This window comes from Planctobacterium sp. R6 (assembly GCF_055755215.1).
On the sequence record NZ_JBVTQY010000044.1, the window covers coordinates 1 to 22,879 of the forward strand.

Sequence of the window (22,879 nt, forward strand, 5' to 3'; positions counted from 1 at the left end):
AAACATCGCGATCGCAGCCTTCGGCTGCTTAAAAAAAGAAACCCCCGCTAAAAAGCGGGGGTTTATCATCAATCTGAGGCGACACCTGGTGGTGTCGCCTCACTGTAATAGTGGATTATTGTACCCGCTCGGTACGAGCCTGTTCGGCTGTGATGATACTTCTTTGTATCGACAGTTCTTCCTGCACTGCCGCAGCCCCGGAGCTATCCGGTATCTGCACGGCTGTGCGGGTCATAACGGGTCCCGCCAGCGGCATATCAGCGCTGTCCCGGCCAAACTGAATCCGCTCTATCTCACCGTCACTGGAGCGCAAAATGTACTGAAACTGCGTTGACGGTCGACGGACGGCCACATCAACTTTACCATCGCCGTCATAGTCCGCCGGAATAGGAATGTCTTCCGACTGCAACCCAAAACGGATACGCTGAATCTGACCGTCAGATGAATTCAAAATATACCAGTACTGGGTCGAAGGTCGGCGTACGGCAATATCCGCTTTACCATCGCCGTCATAGTCAGCCGGAACGGGAATATCCTCAGCTTGTTTGCCAAAGTTGTAACGCTGAATCTCCCCATCAGAAGAATTCAAAATATACCAGAACTGATTGGAGGGGCGCCGCACAGCGACATCGGCCAGGCCATCTCCGTCGTAATCAGCAGGTACCGGTATATCTTCTGCCTGTTTGCCAAAATGGTATCGTTGAATCTCGCCATCGGACGAGTTCAAAATATACCAGTACTGATTAGAAGGACGCCTTACCGCAATATCAGTGATGCCATCACCGTCATAGTCAGCCGGAACCGGAATATCTTCCGCCTGTTTGCCAAAATTAAATCGTTGAATCTCACCGTCCGAGGAATTGAGAATATACCAAAATTGATTTGATGCGCGGCGCACCGCCACATCGGCAATCTGATCGCCATCAAAATCACCGCTGACAGAAATATCACCGGTGTCTTTACCAAACTGAATACGCTGAATAGTATCGTCTGATGAGTTCAGAATATACTGCATAAAATTGCTGGCTCTACGCACACCGACATCGGCCATGCCATCGCCATCATAATCATAGGCCACAAAGTTAGCGCCATCGCTGATGCTCGCCAGTACGGTAATGCTGAATGAGGGTAAACTATCCGACAAGGCCCCGTCGCTGACGCTGATCACGATACCGGAATAAATACCCGTATCTGAGTTATCAGGTATACCCGAAAGCGTTCCGGTACTGGTGTTAAAGCTCGCCCAAAGCGGCTTATTGGCAATGCTGAAAGTCAGACTATCACCGTCGGGATCGCTGGCTTGCGGAGTGAATTGATAACTGTTGTTTGCTCTGACCAGAGTATCAGGCGAACCAGAAATCTCGGGGGCGTCATTAACATCCACAACAGTGATACTAAATGCGCTCAGAGCAGCGCTTTCAGTACCATCAGACACACTGATCAGGATATTGGAGTACGAACCCACATCGTCGTTATCCGGTGTGCCTGATAAAGTACCGGTTTCCGAACTGAAACTGGCCCAGCCAGGACGATTCTCGATACTAAACGTTAAACTGTCGTCATCCGCATCAGAAGCCGAAGGTGTAAAGCTATAAAGGCTATTTTGCTGTACTGAACTGTCTGGCGTACCGGAAATGGTCGGCGAATTATTTTGTCCACTGCCGCAATTGCTGGATTGGGTATTGTCCAGAGGCGCACAATCCTCGGCATCCGGAACACCATCGTTATCATCATCAGAGTCCTGATTATTACCCACTGTATCACTGTCAGTATCCAGGCTTTCGTTTTCATTGTAAGGGAAGGCGTCGCTGCTATCCGGCACGCCATCATCATCAATATCATTGGCATTGCTGGCATCTCTTGGACTGGCATCTGACACATCGTCAATACCGTCATTATCATCATCGGTATCATCGAGGTTGTTAATGCCGTCACTATCAAAATCACCGCTGTCATCTGAAAGCGACTGGCATCGACCATACGGGAAAAAACTGTCAATTCCCCAGCTTTCAACAGCATTAACATCCTGACAACTCATACTCCCCTGATTGAACTGCAGGAAAGTCAACTGATCCTGTAAATGCGCAATGGGCCGCATAGAGGTCATAAACAAGTCGCGCACATCCAGTTGCACCATAGCACGCATATTTCGGAACACTGCCAAAGAGGTGTCATTGCTGCCATCCATACTAAAGGTATTTAGGTTGGGAAAGTTCTCCAGTCCATTGATGGTCTGAATGGCATAATCCGTTGTGCAAACCAGAAACCCCACCTGAGCATTGGTGATGGCATCCGGAAAATTATCGGAAATACAGTCAGCCAGTTGCGAATCATCCAATGTTGCCAGGGCATCGGCAATCGGCAAAGTCACTTCGTCGTTGTGTATCAAGGTGACTTCTTCTTTGACCTGATTTACCGCAAATACAGCATCAGCACCATCGGATTGCGTGTGCTCTACACCGCACTGATAGCGGTTCAAACAAGTCAGATCCGGCGAAGAGAAAACAGCAACTTCAGAGGCAGAACCAAACTCGCTGGCATACGCCATTATCGTGGTGAACTCATCTACCACCCCATAACCGCGACCATAGGTAAATACCTTGCCGTCATCTCCCTGGCGTAGCGAGTGCGCCAGTCCCATATTGTGACCCAATTCATGGCCCAGGGTATCGTAACCACAAAACTGCGGATTGCCGGAAAAAGTAGTAAACGCAGCCGTCACATTCACGGCATAGTCGTAATCAAACACCTGACTGCTGTTTCCGTTAAGCCACCCCTGGCCACACAATCCTTCCGGTAAATCGTTCAACATCACCACAATAAAATCAGCGCTGTTGTTTACCCTTGCCTGCCAAATGGGGCTGATCAATGAATCCGGAATTTCACCATCTGTAGAGTCACTACCGCCATTACTGGATAAATTATCCAGTAGCTGGTCAGCGGAATATTGCTCCAGGTCCGACTGCATAATACCTGCTGACGCCATCTGAATATTAATACCACTGGCCTCGTATATGGCATTGTTGGCACTGATATATTCATTGATTTGCGCCTCAGTATCGGGATAACTATTTACAAATTCATTAGTAACCACAAACAACACATTAAATGTAAGATCGCCAGCTGCGGATTGATTACCGCCATGCCTATTCTCAGAGTGTGTCGGCGCACGCTTTTGATGATTTTCAGAGGAAACCTCGCCGTCTTTATTGAGTTTTTTAATGTTCTGAGGAAGGCGATAATCCGGAATATCTCCGCCCATTTTAAACTCTTTGATCAGCTTGCCATTGTGTAAACGAAACGTTCCCGCCATGGTGGGTATCCAGGCAGACAAGCGGCCATTATTTAGGAACAACTGCGCCTTGGGTAAATGCGGTGCATGAATATTGTCAGCCTCCCAAACTATGGTGGAGCCTTGTTGTCGCGATTGACTCAGCTTAACTTCAACGCTTTCAGAAAATACCGGCAGGCGCAGCAACATATCAGCTTTGAGTTGCAGCACCAGGGTGTTGTTTAGCGTGACTTCAGCAGAATTATTGTGTTGTGCCCGGTTTTTTAGCGCTTCCGGACCAATATTTTGCGTGAGTTGCCACAAAGCGGGGGAAGTTTGTGCGGCGGCGATGCCGGTGAATACCAGCATTGAGCTAATGAAAATGACTCTGATGAACCTATGCCTTAATTTCACGAGAGATTCCTTTTTTATTTGCTATGAAAGTAAAGTAGACGCGTAACACTGGGGTTTTATGCGTTTTACCCGTTCCAGCTTATACCGAGCCCAGGTAAACCTTGTCCAGACCGGTAGGAATTCAAAGTGTAGTGTGAAATTAAGGCATTTTCCTTACGGAGTGGCCATTTTTACCTGGAGGGCGTTTCCGAATCCCCCTGCTTTTTGCGGGAGTCGCCCCCCTCTATCTGTTGCGCTTCCTCCTGGAGTTGTTGTTCATCATCATCGACAATCAACAACTGCTCCTGTGCGGTTTCTTCATCAATACGTGGATCCAGCGTTGCAGCGAGCGGTGAATTGGTGATATCTGAGGCACTCACCACATAGTCGTCAGGCTCCATAATCTCCACCTTCTGTCTGGAATTTATGTAAGTCAGAGATACAAACATAATAATTGCCAGGCCAGACATGGCGCCATACAAGGCTTCATGCCCGAAATAAGTCATCAATTGAGCAATAACGGCAGAGCCAATACCGGCCCCGACACCAAATGCAATTAACAGTGCCGAAGACACCCCAACCCGCTCCTCATCACTTACGCGGGAGTTGGCCAGCGCAGATGCCAGTGGATACAGAGTAAAAGCAAACAAACCAAACACAAAAGTCAGTGCGAAAGCCAGGGTGGGCTCTGTGGGTAAAATAAACAGCGCCAGGGACACCAGACAGATAAACACCGCATTAGTACGCAATAATAAACTGCGTCGGATTTTGTCCGACAGGATGCCCATTGGCCACTGGGCAAGCAATCCGGCGACGACTGTTATCGACATAAAAAACGCAATATCTTCGGCGCTAAATCCTGCTTTACTGGCAAACAAAGGTGACAAACCATAAAAACTGCCATTGATCATACCGGCACATAAAATGGCAGTGAGCGATTGCGGGATCACCCTAACAAAACTAAAGATACTGACTTTGATAGGCTTTAGCGGTTTGGGGTGAATTCGCCGGGTGATAGAAATTGGTACCAGCCCGATAGCCACCGCCATGCAAACCAGAAACAACACGGCTGAATCCAGTTCAGTGAAATGAGACAGGGCAAACTGTCCGGCCACCATGCCCAGATAGGAGGTGATCATATAAAACGAGAATACCCGGCCCCGGTTATCCTGGTCGGACTGTTCGTTCAACCAGCTTTCCAGCACCATGTAGTTGCTCATCATTCCAAGCCCCACCAACACCCGCAACACCAGCCATAGATAAACATTGTCACTCACCCCATGGGCGGCGATACAGGCGATCACAACGGCCGTACTGGCGCTGAAAGTACGAATATGCCCTACGGAGCGAATAAAGTGATATGCGATCTTGGCGCCCAACATCAACCCGAGGTAATAAAACGAGGTCAGCATCCCAATCCAGAAGGTAGATACGCCCTGTTTACCCAGATACAGCGCCAGATAGGTGGTGAGCAGGCCGGTACCACCAACTAAAAAAAGATTGGTTGTATATAAGGAGAAAAAAGCCCGCATCATGTCAACAAAAACCGCCCATTATCTAAAACCGAGAGACTAGAGGAAGTCGTCAGAAAAGCCAAGGCGCCAGGCCGAATTAATTGTAATTTCGGCCTGACAATGTGCGGTATTTCACAACTCTGTACTAATTGGAAAAAATCCGGGTGCCGGTGGTCGTCAGGTTATTGTTTTCCGGTTCAATAAAGCTAAAAATGCGGGTGATCTGGCTGGTTACTGCATTGCCATTTTGCTGAGCGGGTGCAAAATGCCAGTTCTGCAGGGCACGGGTAATGGATTTTCGGAAAGAGCGATGTGCATCCCCGTTAAACGCGATGTTTTCCACCTGCCCCTGCGTATTCACCACAAATGACACCTCAACATCTTCCGTTATTTTGCGTCTCAGGGCCTGTCTTGGGTATGCCGGCGTTTCGCCCTCTAATAATACCGCCGGGGTAGCATCGACCTGCTCCACCGGCGCAGCGGTTTTTTCTGCAACCGCTATTATTTTGTGGCCTTCCAGTGTGGAAGCAGCACTGACAACGGCTGATGGTTTAACCTCAGCAGAAATTGCGCCTTCTGTTGCTGCAATGTAGTCAACAGCTGAGCTTTTAGCCGATTCTTCCGGTGGCGAATCTGAAGGCACAGCAGCAGACTCACTGACTTCGGCGCGTTCATTCGGATCGCTATCATTTTGCACCGACGCCATAACTTCAACATCTGACACCTCAACATCTGACACCTCAACATCTGACGCCGGGATTTGTGTTAGTTCCTGGCTGATTTCCCGCTCGTTTTCGGCATCAGCGAGCTCTTGTTGCGCTGACAAAGCTTCACTTGGGGTTGAAGCTCCCAGGGATACCTCAGGCTCTGCTTCAGTTTGTGTCTCCGGTTGCTGATCCTGGGGGGTAATGTCACCAGCGTGCTCGGCCGCGCTACTTTGCGCACTGTGCTCAGCCACTAATTTTTCAGAGGAAATAGCGTTGTTTTTTACCACTTTAGAGTTTGCATCGTCATGGTTGGACACCAGAACAACCACAACCGAAGTCAGTGAAATCACTGCGGCCAAAACTGCGGTAAAGCGCGTTCTGTTTCGTCCTCCGGCACAATCAGCGTGACCAACAACGCGCAAAATACGCTGTTTTAAGTCACTACCGGATGCGGCCATCGCCAGATCCGGAATGTGATGACTACGTGACATTTCTGCATCAGTGAGCGTAGATGCATAGGCCACAGGACTACCACTATGAGATACCGCAATATTGTCGCAGCAGCACTCTCTTTCCAGGCGTATCTGCTTTGAGATCCACTTTACCCCTGGGTGGAAAAACAACATCAGTTCCACCAATGTCTGCACAAAATTCACCAGATAATCATGCCTTCTGACGTGAGCTAATTCGTGCACCAGCAGCATTTCGAGCTGCCCCGGAGTTAATCCCAGCACCATCGAAGAAGGCAACAACACCACTGGTTTTAACCAACCAATTGCCATCGGCACATCAATTTTGTCTGAGATATACAATCGCGCTTTGGCCGTCACGTTCAGTTGCAGCAGCAGTCGCACAAACACCCGTTGTAATTGCGGTTCCGGCGAGTGTGTTGCCTGGTGGGGTAATTGGCAAACGCCAACCATTTGCAACAACACCCTGCCACTTAAAACGGTGACACTGCACAGCCATGCCAGGGCAACAAAGGGCAGAATTGCCAGCATGTTCTGTAAATTAAAATAATCAAGTAACTCGGTGGTCAGCAACGACAGGCTCAGATAACCGGACTCGCTCAATGAACCCCCTGCCTGGATCACCGTGGTTGAAACACCGTTCAACACCTGGCCGACATCTACCGATGGCGCAAGGATTTGCGGTTGATATAAAAACCAAAAGGTACTGACCGGGGCAATAACGCACAACAACAAGGCCCCCAGTGACACACTGTAGCGCAGTTCAGAGTGGCGAATATCAATCGTTTTCAACAATACAAATAAAGCAACCGCCAGCAACGTGCCCTGCCAGATAAAGTGCATCAGGGTTTGAGCTAAGGTCTGTAATATTGCGCTGTTTGCAATCAGGTTTAACCAATCCATGACATCTCCTGTTAAGCGTCTTTTTCCAGCGAGTCCAGCAGCGCTCTTATTTCAGCCAGTTCTTGCGCACTGGGAGATTTCCCCAATGCCCGCATGACCAGGTTAGATTTTGAACCGCCAAAGGCTTTGTTCAGCATATCTTTTACCATTGAGCTTTGCGTTTGCTCTTCAGAATAAATCGCCTTATAAATGTGTGCCCGACTTGATTCATCGCGCTCAACCAGGCCTTTTTCATGCATTATTTGTAACATTTTCAGCACCGTGGTGTAGCCCACTTTGTTGTGCTTATTCACTTTCTCGTGTACTTCACGCACTGTGGTGGGTTCTATCTCCCACAGTACTCTGAGTAATTGCAGCTCGGCACTGGTAGGCACCCCTTTAAATTTGCCTCGCGTCATTTTTTAAGCCCGCTTGATTGCGTTGATTAGTGCTAAATATACGAAACTCATCGTATAATTCAAGTTTCTGAGATTAAAAAGGGGAGTACCTCTGAAGGTCTCCCCTTAAATCCAATATCAATGAAAGTGTAACTTCCCTGTTCAGATGCCTTATACTTTGCCCTGGATCAACGACATCTGTTTCCTAATCTGGACCCTGTAGAACTGCACTCTCCAGCGCGACGAGTTTGTGAAGATGACTGCTTGTTCGATTCTTTTTCCTCAGCTTTAGCAACGTCTCCCGTGGAAGAACAACCACCTAAACCCAACAAAGCCACGCTTAAACTTACCAAAATCAGCTTTTTCATGTTCACACTCCTGCTTTTTGTGAATTATTGTTTTTCGCTTTCCTGTGAGACAGCTTTTAACACTTGCGAGTTAAGTGTCTGTACAGGCTGAGCGGCAACTCAGTATTTTTTCAACACCTTAGTACGATCAACTTTTAGTACGAAAGATATCGTAGTAGTGCGCATTAAATACGAATCACATTACTGCTGTCAAGTCTAAAAACGAAAGACTTCGTAGTTAACCTGGTTTTTCCTCTGAATCCAAAAAACGGGTAACAAACCTGTACCTTTTAAGCGATTCCAGGCCTTGTACCCTTCATTCGCCAGGGTTAGAGTGTCAGCAGGTTACCAACCCACGGAAACAGCATGGAAGCAATCACTTCGTCACAGACAATTCAAAACTTACAGAGACTATTTGGCTTTAGTCGTTTTCGTCCTGGCCAGGAAGCCACCGTACATCAGCTATTAAATGGAGATTCTTCACTCGCAATCTTCCCGACAGGTTCCGGCAAATCTTTGTGTTACCAGTACACCGCCACGCAGTTGCCCCACCTGACATTGGTGGTTTCTCCGCTGTTGGCCTTAATGAAAGATCAATTGGATTTTCTGGCCAGTAAAAATATAGCCGCCGCCAGCATTGACTCCACTCTCACACCAGAGCAAAACAAACAGGTTATGGCCGATATTAAAGCCGGTAAGCTGCGCATTCTAATGGTGTCTGTGGAGCGATTCAAAAATGAGCGTTTCCGGCAGTTTATAGAAAATATCCCAATTTCCATGTTAGTGGTGGACGAAGCTCATTGTATTTCAGAGTGGGGCCATAATTTCAGACCGGATTACCTGAAACTACCGGCCTACAGACAGCAGCTCAATATTCCATTGGTTCTGCTGCTTACCGCCACTGCAACCCGCAAGGTAAAGCAGGATATGGCAGCAAAATTCGACATTGCGCCGGAACACATTGTACAAACCGGATTTTATCGTCCGAATCTGAATTTACAGATGATGCCGGTCGCTGAAACTGAGAAAAGCCAGAAACTGATCCAGTTGCTCGCGCAACACACCGGGGCCGGTATCATTTACGTTACCTTACAGCAAAGTGCCGAACAACTGGCCTACCAGTTGAAAGCCCAGGGGTTCAATGCTGTTGCCTATCACGCCGGCTTAAGAGATGAGCAACGACAGGAAATCCAGCAGCATTTCATGTCCGGAAAAACCGATATAGTGGTGGCTACTATCGCCTTTGGTATGGGCATAGACAAGGCCAACATTCGCTTTGTGATCCATTATGACTTGCCTAAATCCATTGAGAATTACAGTCAGGAAATTGGCCGTGCCGGGCGCGACGGTCAGCCTGCTGATTGCATAATCCTGGCAAACCTCAGCAGCTTAAACACATTGGAAAACTTCATCTATGGCGATACACCGGAGCCGGGGAGTATCCATCGCCTTATCGACGCGATCAAAGCGGCTGAAAACGGTCATTGGGAATTGCAGCTGTATTCGCTAAGTCAGGACTGCAATATTCGTCAACTACCACTTAAAACGCTGCTGGTGCAACTGGAACTTAGACAAGTGATCCGAGCAAAGTACAGTTATTTCGCCGAATATAAGCTAAGGTTACTGGCAGACGCTCAATCCGTTGTGGCGCGTTTCACCGCTGAGCGGCAACGCTTTGTGCAGGCGATATTCGATGCCACCGCGTTTAAGAAAACCTGGGGAATACTGGATATTGAGCAATTACAACAAGCCTACAGCTGTGACCGAAGCCGGGTGCTGACCGCCCTGGACTATTTACAACAACAGGGCCTCATTGAACTGCAAAGCAGTAAAATGACCGAAGTGTATCAGGTGAACAGCGAAGCAGTGTCACAGCCAGATTTGGCTGAGCAACTGACCCACTATTTTCAACAAAATGAACAATCAGAAATTAGCCGCATTGCAGCGCTGATCCGCTTTATGGAGCTGGATTCCTGCCTGAGTTACAACCTCGCCAGGTACTTTGATGATCAACAGGCCCCCAAACATTGTGGTCACTGTTCAGTCTGTCAGGGACAGGTGGCACACCTGCCAAAAGCTCAGCCTCTCCCATTTCCAGATGATGCGACCTTGCAACACAATCTGGCGGGCCTGAAAAAGCACCTGGCTTTGCCGCACATCTCAGAAACGCTTGCGGCCCGGTTTTTATGCGGTTTAACACAGCCGCTATTTACCCGGGCCAAAGCCAGGCAATTACCGGGCTGGGGCAGTTGCGAACTGCAACGTTTTGAGGAAGTCCGGCAAAAGGCGGCAAACTTGCCGCCATTAGGTTAATGGCGCCAGGTTAAAGCGCCTGCCAGAGAGCAGAAATCTCTGCCCACAGGCTGCGATCCGCAATGGCCTGATTGCGTAGTTCGATCAGTGCCTCACTGTCATACCAGGTGCCCAGTTTGCTAACTGCATCTGGATTTTTCAGTACCGCCATATCCTGTAGTGGATTGCCTTTGGAAAAGATAAAATCAGCCTGATAACCGGCTTCGATTTTACCCATTGTGTGATTCAGGCCTAACGCGTTAGCCGGATTCACCGTTGCCGCTGCAAGCACGGCAAAACTGTCGAGCCCCGATTGATGCAGCAAGGCCATTTCAGTGTGGGTGGCCAAACCATGAGGTGAAAGCAGTACACCGGAATCAGAGCCCACCAGCAAAGGCACCTTAGCATTGTGTAGTTGCTCAGTAATATACTGTAAGAATTTTAGGGTTCTACGATTGTGTTTTGCCATGTTGTCTGAAGCATCCAGCCAACGTGCCACCTGATTGTGCTTTGCCTCCAGGGCAATGATCTCTGACGTGTATTCTTGCGGAATACTATCCAGATAGCCCTGTTTTTGTTCACTTAACCGGGTTAACTGGTAAAAAATATTGAGGGTCGGTGTCACAGGAACCCGTGTAGCGTGCAATGCCTGAATGACTTCCGGCAGCGCGTTGGGCGCAAACTGATATTGCAGTGACCCCTGAAAAATATCTTCAACATGTTCAAAAGACTGTAATCCTGCCAATGTGCTGACCGGTAATTCCCCTGACGCATGAGGACCGTGTTTGGCCACCGGAATACCGATTTTTTTCGCTTCATCTACCAGTGCCAGCAAAGCCTCTTCGCTGAGATTGCCATAGGCTTTGATAAGGTCATAGCCTTGTTGTTGATAGTTGCGTACCGCGCTTCGGGCGGCCTGCGCAGTATGCACCGTATGATGTAACATGGCGTCATCATAAGCGGAGATTATCGGACTACTCACCGTGGAACTGGCTCCGACTAATTCACCATCCTGCACCGCATCGCGCCAGTTCAGTTGCTGAGCAATTCCGTTCATTACCCGCACATGGGTCACGCCGTGGCTCAGTGCAATGCTATAGGCGGCAGGTTCGTACATATGCACGTGCATGTCGATTAGTCCGGGTGTTACATATCCATCCTCACCATCGATTAAAGGCACGTTTTGCGGTAGCGCTTCGACATCGTTTTGCAACACCTGCGTTATTTTGCCTTCCCGAACAAACACAGCCTGATCGGCCAGTACCTTTTGGTTCGCGACATCAATAATATTGACACTGTGCAACACAAATTCATTGATCTTAGAAACTGGCGGATTACTGCTGGCACAACTGACAACAAACAGCAGCATTAAAGTGGTAATTAATCTCATAATAAACTCTTCTCGTTAAACACAACGGGAAGGTTACAAGCACGATTGTCTCAACTCGCTTAGTATCAGGATTTCAGACGTTGAGAATCACGATCCTGGACCTGTTTATACTGACTGGGAGTTTGCCCAAGCATGTCTTTGAAAACCATATTAAACGATGCTTTGGAGCTGAAACCGGCGTCGGTGGCTATCTGTAGCAACGAGCCGGATGCTCCTGCCTGGATTGCCTGGCATACCACTTCAACCCGGTACTGGTTGATATAATCATTGAAGGATTTTCCTGCCAGCAAATTGATGGCTCTGGAGATGTCGCGGGTCTGAAAGCCAGTCAGTTGACTCAACTCGGTTAAGGTTAGCCTGGGTTGCAGGTACCACTGGTGGCGCTGTATCAGGTCTTGTAATTCATCAAAGATAACCCGGTAGTCTTCCGCATTGGACGCGTTTTCAGTGGTCGCAGCAACCGCTTCACGATTTATTGCGGGCGGTGCCTTTTGCCCATTTAACCTGACCGTAATCAACATGATCACTATCAGCCAAATCAGATTGTTAATGCCCTGCCCAAGTACGTTGATGTCGTGATTTAGCCAGTGCTGACTGTTTAATCGCAGCATATCCACAAGATTAAAAATGGCAGACACCGCAACAACCCACACCAGCCACTGAAAAGTATACTCTTGCGTATCTGAACGCTGTTCATCTAACTGACACTTGGTTTTGTACAGCAGGTGTGCAGTTAAAACCGCATAGCCCAAACGCCATAGTGTGCCCAGTGCAATCACCTGTTGCACATATTCTGTGAAAAACACCACCGGAATAACAGGCAACAGATGCAGGCCATCTGCACGACTTAATTGCCCCAACAAGAACTGCTTAATAGCCAGATAAATACATGGGCCAAACAACATAACAAACACCGGACTCACCAGGTAATAACCACGGCTAATACCCGTCTCTTCCAGAATATTGATTAAAGCGGCTATCCCCACCAGCAGCATAACTAATGCAATGGCGCGGCAAGCGGGTTTGCGATACAGCAGAATAGCGCCCAACACAGACACACCAAGTGTCGCTGACTGGATCAGGTTCACTGCATTTAGTTCAGGCATCAAGCACACCTTCTGTAACTGAACAAACCAGGTTGTTATTGAATAGATAATTCAAATACATTTTAAACTTCTTACACTATGATATCGTATGCAAATGAGAATGAGAGCTTTTCAATCTCATCTTTTTTCCCGTCAGCTGACTATACCCATGGAGATACATTAATGTCGCGCTTACTTCCCTTACTCTGTTTGCTTGTTTCTGTCAGCAATGTGGCTCAGGTACAGGAGGTCTCGGTAGTGTATCCGGAATCAGTGGTGAATCAACAAACACTGCAACTTACCGGCACAATTGAAGCCATTCAGGACGCCAGTATTGCAGTACAGCAAGCAGGCCTGGTGGCGTCTTTGTACAAGGATATGGGCGACAGTGTTGAAAAAGGAGAAAAACTCTTACAGTTAGACGCCAGCCTGGCAGAGTTTCAGGCACAGGAATTACAGGCAGCAGTAAAAACCGCCGAAGTCCAGCTTGCCGAAGCACAGCGCGTTTATCGTGAGGCTCTGAGACTTTCAAAAACGCAGTTTGTCCCTGAAACCTTAATTGCCGAGCGAAAGTCCAGAGTATCCGAAGTTGAAACTTCGCTATTACGCGCAAACGCCAGCCTGAGCCTGCAGCAGGAAGTGTTAAAACGGCATACTGTTTACGCCCCTTTTTCAGGAGTGATCACAACCAGAAATGCCGATTTCGGTGAATGGGTACAACCTCAAACTGCCGTATTCAATCTGGTGTCTAACACCCAATTACGACTCAAAGTTGCGGTTCCTCAGGAACACTACGGTGCCATCGCGGCGCTGTTGGCCAGTGGCAAAGCAACTGTCCGTGTTACCGCTGACAACGCTCAGGCGCAAACAATGCAATTACCCATATCTGCCATTGTACCGGTTTCGGACCCGCAAACCCGTACATTTAATATGCTTGTGGATGTCAGTGCAGATCAGCACCTTATCGCCGGTATGTCTGCCACGATGCGACTGGATTTGAGTGCCCATGCAGAGCCGTTGTTGTGGTTACCCAAATCTGCCATAAAGTCTCACCCGGATGGCGGAAACAGCGTATTTTCAGTGCAGGACAATAAAACGGTACGCCACATTGTTAAGATCAAACAGCGTGACAGAGATCGGGTGGCAGTATCCGGTGCCCCAGCCGATGTTCCTTACATAAACAAAGGTGTGCAATTGCTGCAGGAAAACACCCAGGTCAGTATGCAACAATCGGGAGATGCAGAATGATAGCGACAGTAGCTCACCGGGGGATTCTGGTAGCGGTTTGCGTATTTATCGCCGCAATCCTGGGTCTGGTGACTTCGAGCAAGACACCAATTCAGATGATCCCTGACCTGGAAGTACGCACGATAACCGTTCAGACTGGTTGGTCAGGTGCCACACCACAGGATATCGAAAAAGAAATTCTGATTGAGCAGGAGCGCTACTTACGGGGTTTACCCAACTTACAACGAATGACCTCATACGCCGAAATGGGCGAAGCCAATATTGAACTGGATTTCCCTTTTGGTGTCGATGCAAATGACGCCTTGATCCGGGTCAACAATGCCCTTAGCCAGGTGCCTTCATACCCGGAAAATGTCGACCAGCCCAGATTATTCTCCAGTGCCTTTTCCAGCAACGCCTTTATGTATTTTGCGCTCAAGCCCTTGCCTGGAAACCCGCTACAACTGGACATGGATTTGCTCAGTGACTTTGCTCAGGATTACGTTCGTCCCCGTATGGAAAGCGTTGAAGGGGTATCTGAAATTGGTGTCAATGGCGGCGCGGCCCGCCAAATCCAGATAAGAGTGGATGCGGCGAGGCTGGCGCAACGAGGTATCAGCCTCAGTGAAATTCGCGATGCGGTACGGGATCGAAATCGGGATGCGTCTGCCGGGGATATCGAAAGCGGGCAAAATCGCTATTTATTGCGGGTAGTCGGCCGCTTTGAAGAGTTGTCCGAAATCGGTGACATTGAGATCAAACGGGTAAACGACAACAGTGTTTACCTGCGCGACATCGCCGATATCCAGCTAGACCATTTCGAAACACGTGGTTTGTCATATTTCGATGGTCAGCGCAATCTGATGTTGTCAGTTCGACGGGAAAGTGGCTCAAATGTGATTGCCATCAAGCAAGGCATCTTAGATATCGTTGAGGATCTGAACAACAATTTGCTGGCGCAAAACGGCCTTGAGATGATCCTGATGGGAGACGATGTGCAATACGTACAGGATTCTCTGAAAAATGTCTGGTTTAACCTGATTTTAGGCGCGTTGCTGGCCACCGGTGTCATGTACCTGTTTTTGCGCTCTGGCAGAGCCACCTTGGTTGGGGTTCTGGGTATTCCGGTTTGCACCATCGCGGCATTTGTCGCCCTGAATCTGATGGGCCGAACCATCAACGTAATTTCGCTTGCCGGTGTGGCTTTTGCCATTGGTATGACGGTGGACAATACGATTGTGGTGCTGGAATCCATCATAGAAGCCTGGCGTAAAAACACCTCCAAATTACAGGCCGCGATAGACGGGGTGCAGGATGTCTGGCCGGCAGTACTGGCCTCAACGGCCACTACCATCATGGTCTTTACTCCGATCCTGTTTGTGCAGGAAGAAGCGGGTCAGCTGTATTCAGATATTGCCATCGCCATTTCAGGCGCAATTTTGGCATCGATGCTGATTGCGGTGTTTGTGGTGCCGGTCAGCCTGGCAAAACTTACCAAAAACAAAGAATTCGTGACCGTGTCACGCACCACGTCAGAGCGAAAATGGCTTAAATTCACCGCCTTATTCACCCAAAGCCGCACCTCTGCCCGGGGTTATAGTGTGGCGTTTTTCCTGATCATTCCCGCTCTGGCCTGGTGGTTTATGCCAGCGGCTGAATACCTGCCGGAAGGCGAAGAGCCCAAAGCATTCAGCATGATGATAGCCCCGCCAGGTTATAACCTTACTGAGATGCAGCAAATTGGTGATGAACTGCGGGCGTATTTTGATAACTACACCGCCCTGGCAGAAGATGACTATCGGGAAGACGATATGGTGCCATTAGAATACTACATGCTGCGGGTATCAGTTGGGCGAATCTGGCTGTTAAGCGCCCCCAAAGATCCGGCATACATTAACCAGATGATGGATCAGATCACCCAAAAGTTCAGAAGCTATGAAAACATGCGGGCGTTTTCGTCGCGCGGGTCAATTATCTCCAGCAACGATGGCGGTTCCCGGGCAGTAGCGGTGGATATCTCCGGGGCCAATATGGAAGAGTTGTATCAGGCAGCAGAAGCGGTGTATCGACAGGCAGAAGCGTCTTTTGATAATCCGCAAATCAATTCCGATCCGGGCTCCTTGTCATTAACCCAACCTCTGATTGAGATACGTCCTCGTTGGCGCAGGTTAGAAGAATTGGGCTTTAATAATCGTGATTTTGGCTACGCGGTGTCGGCACTAAGTGACGGCGCCTTTGTGGATGAGTTTATCCTCGGCGATGACAAAGTTGATATATTCTTGTACAGCGGTGCGGGGAACGCCCAAACCATCGAGCAATTAAGCCACGCCCCAATGATCACCCCGGCTGGCGGGGTACTGCCATTGAATGCCATGGCGGATCTGATCGAAACCAAAAACAGTAACAGCCTGCGCCGTATTGACGGCGACAGAACGGTTACGGTTTACATTATCCCTCCCAGAGATGTGGCACTGGAAACAGCGGAACAAATTGTGCGTACAGAACTATTGCCCACTTTATGGCAGTCGGGTGAAATTGCTCAGGGGATCCGCGTTGATGTCAGTGGTGCCGCAGATCAATTGCAGGCAACACGCGCCTCGTTATCCGGAAACTTCTTAATTGCGCTGGTGATCAGTTACCTGTTACTGGTGGCGATATTCAAGCACTGGCAATACCCGCTGTTCATCCTGGCTACAGTGCCTTTGGGTATGGCCAGTGGTTTACTGGGTCTGATTTTGCTCAACGGAATTGGCAGAGTCGTCTCAGCGACAGGATTGCCCGGCTTTCATCAACCTTTCGACATGATCACTATGTTAGGTTTTTTGATTTTGCTGGGTACAGTGGTCAACAACCCCATCTTGATTGTTGAACAAACCCGCAAGCATATTCAGGAGCTTGGCATGGGCGTACAGGAGGCTGTGCATCAGGCAGTTAAACGTCGCCTGACCCCCATATTAATGTCGACGTCCACTACGATCCTGGGGCTTGCACCATTGGTATTAATCCCCGGAGAGGGCACAGAATTGTATCGGGGCGTAGGCATCATTGTATTGTGTGGCATCCTGGGCTCCATGGTGTTGACCATGAGCTTTTTACCGGCGTTACTGGTCGCATTGTTAAAAGATACCGCCACGAAGTCGGCCCAGAACGCCTGATCTCAGGCAAGGAAAACGGACTAAGCATTTTATTATATTAATCTGTAATATTGTGCTTAATCCGCTTGCATGTGGCTAAGTTTGCTATACTCTGCGAGGTTTTTTTAGATATAGCGAAAATCCGATGTCATTTCCTCCCTGCCCGCAATGCAACTCAGAATATGTTTATCAGGATCAGGACAACCTGATTTGCCCGGAATGTGCCTTTGAGTGGAACCCCACAGAAGTAAAAGAAGACGAAGCCATTAACGTCAAAGATGCAAATGGTGCCTTACTGGTGGATGGCGACAAGGTCACGGTTATCAAAGATCTCAAGATCAAAGGCAGTTCTCAGGTGATTAAAATTGGCACCAAAGCACTGGTAAGACGGGTGCTGGATAAAAAAGATCACGAGCTGGACTGCAAAGTGGATGGTGTCGGAGAGATGATGGTCACCGCAAAGTTTGTGAAAAAGGCCTGACAGATTAGACTGGCAAATTACCTTCAGGTGGCTTCCTGCTTAAAACAAGAAGCCACATAACGCTAGTTTGGCTGCTATCAGGATTTAAATGCCGTATGCGCAGTGATCATGCCCGCCTGATAGCAGGCGAGTGCCTTGTTAAATCCACCAGCTTCGATCAGTGACACAACCTTGTGTGCCGGTAAAATCGCGACGTCACGCTCATAGGTTTCTCTGATTTCCTGTTTTTTGGCGGCATCCATACCTGTCTGATGTAACACCGACATCCACAAATTTAATACTGCCGGGTAGTCGGCAGACTCAGTATCGGCCATCAAATCTGCATTGAACAATATGCCACCGGGCAATAGCCGGGCGGCAATTTCGCGAAAGAACTCACTGCGGGCCGCCGGGTCCATCAGAAAATGTGACACCAATAAACTGGTGGCAGCATGATGTATGGGTGTATGCGACAAATTCTCAAGATAGCCAACGTGAAACTCACAGCGGGACGCATAACCCAGCCGGGTTAAATTGGCGCGACAAACCTGCATCATTGTCGGTGCTGGCTCCACCAGGGTGAACTTAAAAGATGGGAACGCCTGGGCCAGATACACCACTTCCTGACCGGTTCCCGAACCGACACATAAAATTCGTGCATCGTCGGGTAAATCCCTAAATGCCGCCTGTAACACCAGATGCATAGCATCTTTGATGGGTTTTACTTTTTGCCAGTTGTCATCGTAAATTGTGGCCTGTTGGTCAAACAGATCTGTAATTTCTTCCCGATTCATAGATAATTGTCCTGAATACACCTTAAGTAACATCATAAGTTACATTAAAAATTTACAACCGGCAATACTCGTAACTTTATTTGTTACATAAATAACAATTGATGAAAAAATGAGAAAAGACAGCAGACTATCCCGTCTATTACACGCCCTGATCCACATGGACATGTTAAACCGTGGTGTCACCTCCGATGAACTAGGCAAGATGCTGGGCACCAACCCGGTTGTCGTACGAAGAACCATGGCATTGTTGAAAAAGGCCGGTTATGTATCTTCGGTAAAAGGCCACAATGGCGGCTGGCACCTTGAAACTTCGCTCACCGACATCACCTTGTTTGATATCCAAACACTGGTGGGTGACGCCTCCTTGTTTACCATTGGTTTAACCGACGAACACAATAATTGCCCCATTGAAAAAGCCGTCAACACCGCGATTTCTGGAGTACTGCATGAAGCAGAAGCCCTGATGTTAGCCCGCTTCAGAGAAATCAAACTCAGCGCCTTGCGCTATGATGAAAAATTACTGGCTCAGTTAGAAGGCTTTATAACAAGCAAGGGCTGAAATCTGTTTAACCCAGAAGTGCCGCCCAGATAATACCAGTTAAGCATTTATAGATGTTTGTCCAACAAGGAAAATATAACTTCTCCTAAGTCATTCCAGTTACTATTGGATACTCTTCAACAATTGCCCCTGGATATGCACAATCATTGATGTAATAGCCTATTGTAGAGCAATTGAAGTGGCGAATAATTACTCTCACCCGCGTTACTGACGGACTATGTTACCAACGCTATATCAACAGAGACATTTTATGTTTGGCTAATGCAGCAATCATTGTTTCTTGCCTTTTACACTACTGCTCTTATAAATCAGAATCAGCATCCCTCAGCCAGGGTAAATATTTCGCGCTCACCAGCCACGCCCACCCAAAAGACAAGAGCGCTGTTGCTTCTGCCGCGAACAGGAAACTACTCCATTGTTCTTTTAACAGAAAATGAGCAATGACCAAAATTGCAGCAATGACAAAGCCGATACTGCTAATTTTATACATAATGTTCCGTCGTTTTCGTGCAACTGTAGTACAGCCTTCGTCATATTGAAAAATGTAAATACTAAATACGAATAAAATACCAAACAATACAAATGACGCTACACCATGTACAAACGAAATATAGCAAGCGACCTCTTTACAACGACATATATGTCTGCATTCGGTTGGAAATAGCGCTACGCAAAAGGCGCTTACACCAGCGATAGTGCTTAGCAACGATTGATTTCCCAACCAAAATTTGCCAGCTACTCGTTCATCGTACCAACCTTTGTAAGAAATTAGAAAAGATCCAACGATGAACAAAGAGCCGACAAAAATATCACGGCCATCTGTGTGATAGTAGATACTGATTGAGGTTAGCGGCCCCCATCCAGAATTTGCAATCAGATTTGCCGCCACAACAGCAAAAGGCAAGACTATAGCTATAATGCCAATGATCATTCTCTGGATTCGATAGGAAAAAACTCGAATTTTCACACCGTTGATGTTTTCTGCACTGCCGCTCATGATTTGTCTCACTCAATACCAAAAAAGGAAAGAAGATCGGTACCATTCTTGCGTATCCCTAAAGTCACACCGTAATCATCCTGACCTTCGCCAGCATTCAGACGAAATCCAAAAAAGTAAGGCTTATCCTTAACGATTCTCCAGTTGAACAAGAGCAACTTTCTTTTGGCATTTTCGATGGGTACAAGACAACTGGTATTTCCTTCCGTACAAGCTTCTGTCGAGACTCTTGCACCATACTCTTCAAATTTTGCATTGTGGAGATAGGTTATAATGACATCAGGAATTGCATTCCTACCAGCAAGAATGTCGGAACGATAATAGCGATAATCCAGCCCCCATCCCTTATATCGATTCACCGTGTCTGAATTTTCTAATCTTTTATCCCGATTTTGAAATCCATAGCGATAGATTATGCCAAGATTAGAGCGTTTGTTTTCACTAGTCAGAACACAGGCGAGTTTCGACAAAGTAGTTTCTTTATTACAATATGACGCTGAAGCACGCAATGTAAAACTACCATCAAACGTATCTGAAACCTGATTAAAATCGGTTGGAAAACCAGTGTTGCTGGATTGGTCTGACATAGCGATTACACCGTTATCGTCGACACTCTCTGGCTCCACATTAGTACCAGAACCATAAAACGTGCCAATAAATCCAGCATTTATCAGGAGATTCAGACCATCGTCTTTGTCAGGAGCATCAGCGAAGTCATAGCGTCCGTCAAAATAACTGTCGAAATAGGCTCTATTTTCAGAAAAGCCACCATTTGTGTCATCGCTGTAATCTGGCAACCACATTGTACCAAATTCAAAGGCAGCGATAACATGACTGTCAGCCGTGTTTTGCTCTTTTTTGATTTCTGGTTTTATCGCTTCTTTTTGTTGTGCGGTTAGTTTGACTAATTGCTCTTGATCTGTATCGCTCAATGGCGACTTATTGAGTAAACAATTAATTTGATGTTTTTTTTGAATCAACTCTTTCCTGCTCAGTAACTCTTCAAGCTCCTCTCTTTTACTGTTGGTTGCAGCAAATGCAATTTCATCCTTTAAAATCAATTTCGCCTTTTCCTTTGCCAGTTGGCAATTATCATCCGTGGACAAAACACTTTCTTCCCCAAACGCTCCCATACTAATAAATATTAGTGCACTAACTATTGTAATTTTTACCATGATGTTCTCACATATTTTAAACAACTACTCCTTGAGTGGGTCTCAAAATTAATTTCTCTCAGCAAAATTTAATTTTTTAAATATCTACCAATGACCTCGGGGTGTTCCAGCGACGTTTATATTGCCCCACCAGAACCTCACAAAAATCATTATTTCCGCTATATTGGCACCAGCATTCAGCCCAAACGAAATAGTCAAATAAACATGTCAAGCGTGAAATGAGGTGTTTTTAAGCACATGCATTATGGAGTTCGTATGGGCCACGAAACTTTATAAGCTCGAATTTTAAATGAAAATACAATTAATAAATTAATCAACATAGAACTCCGTGTTGTTTAAACATTTTTTTAGGGTTAGTATTTTTATCAATTAAAAATAACCAGAAAAAAACTCACTCATGACTCAAGCACTAGTCGAGCGCGGAGACCTTTTAGACAGTATCCAACAAGGTGACCGACAAGCAGAGAAAAGGCTAGTTTCACAATATTGGAACCGACTTAAATTTATATTGGAGAGGCAAAATATCGACTCTCAACAGGTTCTTGATTTGTGCCAAGACACCTTTGTAGTCGTAATACAAAAAGCTCGAAATAATGAAATCAATTCAGAGAGTTCTTTGGGGGCATTCATTCGCAGTGTCGGCACAAATTTACTTATTGAGAGCAAACGTAAATATAAACGCCAGGCTACATTTGATTGCGATGAGTTTGACTATATACCTGATACACACACCTCACCAGAACGCGCATATTCAAGGCAACAACTAACAGAACTCGTATTAATTGCCATAGAACAGTTCGATATTTCCAGAGATCGAGACATATTGAAATGGACTTACGTTGAACATCTCAGCAAGTCTGAAATATGTACTAAGTTAAATATCAGTCCAGCTCATTTTGATCGAGTCATATTCCGAGCCAAACAACGTTTAAAAGAGGAACTTGCCAGAAAACTGAATATTGACCTCAAGTCACATACCCTATCTGACTATTTACTCTGCATATTTATGTGCTTAATTTTGCAGTCAAATCATAGCCGTATAGAAAATTTTGTTGCAAGTGTGAGAGGTTTCGCTAACCCGAGTCACTATAAAACTATTAACAGCGCTCACGGTTTAAGTAGTCTTCCAGAGCGCAAGGCCAATTATGAAGTATGACGTAAATGATGAAACATTAAAGGTCAGATATCTTAATAAAGAGCTTTCTCCTGAGGAAACAGCTTGGTTTGAAGACTTATTAATGGAAGATGAGAAGTTGTTTGAAGAATTGCAAATGACTCTGGCATTAATAGATGCGTCAAAGCATTACAGCTTTGTCACACCGACAGAAAAAAGAAAGCAACGATGGAGAGATGTATTGTCTTCCCCGGTTATCAGTTTTCCGCTGGGTGTTATAACTGGTCTGGCTGCTTCAGTATTATTGACCATAAGCTTGCTGTCTGAGCCTGAATTGCAAGTGTATAGCAGTGGCAATGTATTGTTCTTAGAAACGTCGCGGGGAGTTTCAACATCGAAAACAAAAGTTACATTAGATAACAATAATAAAGCGACGATGTTTATCCAAACTGGGGACATTAGCCCCACCAACTACCAATTGCAGTTGGTGGAGTCGGTCTCGGGCAACTTGCTCGTCAGCGAGCAGGTTTCTGCTAATGCAGCAGGTGAACTTGTAATTGTTGTGCAATTATCTGAATTAAAAGAACAACACCTGGATTTGGTTTTAACTAATCAGGAATTAAATAAGCGGGACATACTTAAGCTGTTTTTAGTGCGCCCATAACTCGCT

At 46.9% G+C, this 22,879-nt stretch carries 17 protein-coding genes; 7 read left to right on the forward strand and 10 right to left on the reverse strand.

Features of this window, described 5'->3' with window-relative positions; all coding sequences use genetic code 11:
• Positions 1 to 115: 115 nt before the first annotated feature.
• The 5 genes from AC0J20_RS19760 to AC0J20_RS19780 form a co-directional block, all read right to left on the reverse strand.
• Positions 116 to 3,685, reverse strand: a complete 3,570-nt coding sequence (locus tag AC0J20_RS19760) for an FG-GAP-like repeat-containing protein (RefSeq protein WP_473023049.1) — start codon at positions 3,683 to 3,685, stop codon at positions 116 to 118.
• Between the two features lie 170 nt (positions 3,686 to 3,855).
• Positions 3,856 to 5,196 (reverse strand): MFS transporter, encoded by a 1,341-nt coding sequence (locus AC0J20_RS19765; RefSeq protein ID WP_473023071.1) that lies wholly within the window; start codon positions 5,194 to 5,196, stop codon positions 3,856 to 3,858.
• Between the two features lie 127 nt (positions 5,197 to 5,323).
• Positions 5,324 to 7,258: a TonB family protein gene (locus AC0J20_RS19770; RefSeq protein ID WP_473023050.1), complete on the reverse strand. Its 1,935-nt coding sequence runs from the start codon at positions 7,256 to 7,258 to the stop codon at positions 5,324 to 5,326.
• 11 nt (positions 7,259 to 7,269) lie between these two features.
• Positions 7,270 to 7,656 (reverse strand): BlaI/MecI/CopY family transcriptional regulator, encoded by a 387-nt coding sequence (locus tag AC0J20_RS19775; protein WP_229531323.1) that lies wholly within the window; start codon positions 7,654 to 7,656, stop codon positions 7,270 to 7,272.
• 167 nt (positions 7,657 to 7,823) lie between these two features.
• Positions 7,824 to 8,003 (reverse strand): hypothetical protein, encoded by a 180-nt coding sequence (locus AC0J20_RS19780; protein WP_229531322.1) that lies wholly within the window; start codon positions 8,001 to 8,003, stop codon positions 7,824 to 7,826.
• Positions 8,004 to 8,348: 345 nt separating this feature from the next.
• Here AC0J20_RS19780 and AC0J20_RS19785 point away from each other — a divergent pair, with 345 nt between their 5' ends.
• On the forward strand, positions 8,349 to 10,295 hold the full coding sequence (locus AC0J20_RS19785) for a RecQ family ATP-dependent DNA helicase (protein WP_473023051.1): 1,947 nt from the start codon (positions 8,349 to 8,351) through the stop codon (positions 10,293 to 10,295).
• Between the two features lie 10 nt (positions 10,296 to 10,305).
• On the opposite strand, the gene AC0J20_RS19790 is transcribed toward AC0J20_RS19785, so the two are convergent.
• Together AC0J20_RS19790 and AC0J20_RS19795 are read right to left on the reverse strand one after the other, a co-directional pair.
• The gene (locus tag AC0J20_RS19790) at positions 10,306 to 11,664 is read right to left on the reverse strand and encodes an amidohydrolase family protein (RefSeq protein ID WP_473023052.1); all 1,359 of its coding nucleotides are present in this window, start codon (positions 11,662 to 11,664) and stop codon (positions 10,306 to 10,308) included.
• A gap of 65 nt (positions 11,665 to 11,729) precedes the next feature.
• On the reverse strand, positions 11,730 to 12,770 hold the full coding sequence (locus AC0J20_RS19795) for a helix-turn-helix domain-containing protein (RefSeq protein ID WP_473023053.1): 1,041 nt from the start codon (positions 12,768 to 12,770) through the stop codon (positions 11,730 to 11,732).
• 162 nt (positions 12,771 to 12,932) lie between these two features.
• Here AC0J20_RS19795 and AC0J20_RS19800 point away from each other — a divergent pair, with 162 nt between their 5' ends.
• From AC0J20_RS19800 to AC0J20_RS19810, 3 genes are all read left to right on the forward strand, one after another.
• Positions 12,933 to 13,997 (forward strand): efflux RND transporter periplasmic adaptor subunit, encoded by a 1,065-nt coding sequence (locus AC0J20_RS19800; RefSeq protein WP_473023054.1) that lies wholly within the window; start codon positions 12,933 to 12,935, stop codon positions 13,995 to 13,997.
• Positions 13,994 to 17,131 (forward strand): efflux RND transporter permease subunit, encoded by a 3,138-nt coding sequence (locus AC0J20_RS19805; protein ID WP_473023055.1) that lies wholly within the window; start codon positions 13,994 to 13,996, stop codon positions 17,129 to 17,131. Before AC0J20_RS19800 ends, AC0J20_RS19805 begins: the two co-directional genes overlap by 4 nt.
• A gap of 124 nt (positions 17,132 to 17,255) precedes the next feature.
• Entirely contained in the window at positions 17,256 to 17,591 is a 336-nt protein-coding gene (locus AC0J20_RS19810) for a zinc ribbon domain-containing protein YjdM (protein WP_229531316.1), read from the forward strand.
• Positions 17,592 to 17,668: 77 nt separating this feature from the next.
• Here AC0J20_RS19810 and AC0J20_RS19815 read toward each other — a convergent pair whose 3' ends face one another.
• Positions 17,669 to 18,364, reverse strand: a complete 696-nt coding sequence (locus AC0J20_RS19815) for a class I SAM-dependent methyltransferase (protein WP_473023056.1) — start codon at positions 18,362 to 18,364, stop codon at positions 17,669 to 17,671.
• 109 nt (positions 18,365 to 18,473) lie between these two features.
• Between AC0J20_RS19815 and AC0J20_RS19820 the strand changes: the two genes are divergently transcribed.
• A complete protein-coding gene (locus AC0J20_RS19820; RefSeq protein ID WP_473023057.1) occupies positions 18,474 to 18,923 on the forward strand; it encodes an RrF2 family transcriptional regulator in 450 nt (149 codons plus the stop codon).
• A 301-nt stretch (positions 18,924 to 19,224) separates the two neighbouring features.
• On the opposite strand, the gene AC0J20_RS19825 is transcribed toward AC0J20_RS19820, so the two are convergent.
• Entirely contained in the window at positions 19,225 to 19,920 is a 696-nt protein-coding gene (locus tag AC0J20_RS19825) for a DUF998 domain-containing protein (protein ID WP_229531313.1), read from the reverse strand.
• Between the two features lie 8 nt (positions 19,921 to 19,928).
• On the reverse strand, positions 19,929 to 21,095 hold the full coding sequence (locus tag AC0J20_RS19830) for a hypothetical protein (protein WP_473023058.1): 1,167 nt from the start codon (positions 21,093 to 21,095) through the stop codon (positions 19,929 to 19,931).
• A 397-nt stretch (positions 21,096 to 21,492) separates the two neighbouring features.
• Between AC0J20_RS19830 and AC0J20_RS19835 the strand changes: the two genes are divergently transcribed.
• Together AC0J20_RS19835 and AC0J20_RS19840 are read left to right on the forward strand one after the other, a co-directional pair.
• Positions 21,493 to 22,251 (forward strand): RNA polymerase sigma factor, encoded by a 759-nt coding sequence (locus AC0J20_RS19835; RefSeq protein ID WP_473023059.1) that lies wholly within the window; start codon positions 21,493 to 21,495, stop codon positions 22,249 to 22,251.
• Positions 22,241 to 22,873: an anti-sigma factor gene (locus tag AC0J20_RS19840; protein WP_229531310.1), complete on the forward strand. Its 633-nt coding sequence runs from the start codon at positions 22,241 to 22,243 to the stop codon at positions 22,871 to 22,873. The genes AC0J20_RS19835 and AC0J20_RS19840 overlap by 11 nt, the downstream gene beginning before the upstream one ends.
• Positions 22,874 to 22,879 lie beyond the last annotated feature (6 nt).

Excerpts from the sequence above, each read along its gene's own strand:
- AC0J20_RS19765 (WP_473023071.1), bottom strand. The coding sequence starts at position 5,196 with ATGCGGGCTTTTTTCTCCTTATATACAACCAATCTTTTTTTAGTTGGT.
- AC0J20_RS19770 (WP_473023050.1), bottom strand. The coding sequence starts at position 7,258 with ATGGATTGGTTAAACCTGATTGCAAACAGCGCAATATTACAGACCTTA.
- AC0J20_RS19775 (WP_229531323.1), bottom strand. The coding sequence starts at position 7,656 with ATGACGCGAGGCAAATTTAAAGGGGTGCCTACCAGTGCCGAGCTGCAA.
- AC0J20_RS19780 (WP_229531322.1), bottom strand. The coding sequence starts at position 8,003 with ATGAAAAAGCTGATTTTGGTAAGTTTAAGCGTGGCTTTGTTGGGTTTA.
- AC0J20_RS19785 (WP_473023051.1), top strand. The coding sequence starts at position 8,349 with ATGGAAGCAATCACTTCGTCACAGACAATTCAAAACTTACAGAGACTA.
- AC0J20_RS19790 (WP_473023052.1), bottom strand. The coding sequence starts at position 11,664 with ATGAGATTAATTACCACTTTAATGCTGCTGTTTGTTGTCAGTTGTGCC.
- AC0J20_RS19795 (WP_473023053.1), bottom strand. The coding sequence starts at position 12,770 with ATGCCTGAACTAAATGCAGTGAACCTGATCCAGTCAGCGACACTTGGT.
- AC0J20_RS19800 (WP_473023054.1), top strand. The coding sequence starts at position 12,933 with ATGTCGCGCTTACTTCCCTTACTCTGTTTGCTTGTTTCTGTCAGCAAT.
- AC0J20_RS19805 (WP_473023055.1), top strand. The coding sequence starts at position 13,994 with ATGATAGCGACAGTAGCTCACCGGGGGATTCTGGTAGCGGTTTGCGTA.
- AC0J20_RS19810 (WP_229531316.1), top strand. The coding sequence starts at position 17,256 with ATGTCATTTCCTCCCTGCCCGCAATGCAACTCAGAATATGTTTATCAG.
- AC0J20_RS19815 (WP_473023056.1), bottom strand. The coding sequence starts at position 18,364 with ATGAATCGGGAAGAAATTACAGATCTGTTTGACCAACAGGCCACAATT.
- AC0J20_RS19820 (WP_473023057.1), top strand. The coding sequence starts at position 18,474 with ATGAGAAAAGACAGCAGACTATCCCGTCTATTACACGCCCTGATCCAC.
- AC0J20_RS19825 (WP_229531313.1), bottom strand. The coding sequence starts at position 19,920 with ATGAGCGGCAGTGCAGAAAACATCAACGGTGTGAAAATTCGAGTTTTT.
- AC0J20_RS19830 (WP_473023058.1), bottom strand. The coding sequence starts at position 21,095 with ATGGTAAAAATTACAATAGTTAGTGCACTAATATTTATTAGTATGGGA.
- AC0J20_RS19835 (WP_473023059.1), top strand. The coding sequence starts at position 21,493 with ATGACTCAAGCACTAGTCGAGCGCGGAGACCTTTTAGACAGTATCCAA.
- AC0J20_RS19840 (WP_229531310.1), top strand. The coding sequence starts at position 22,241 with ATGAAGTATGACGTAAATGATGAAACATTAAAGGTCAGATATCTTAAT.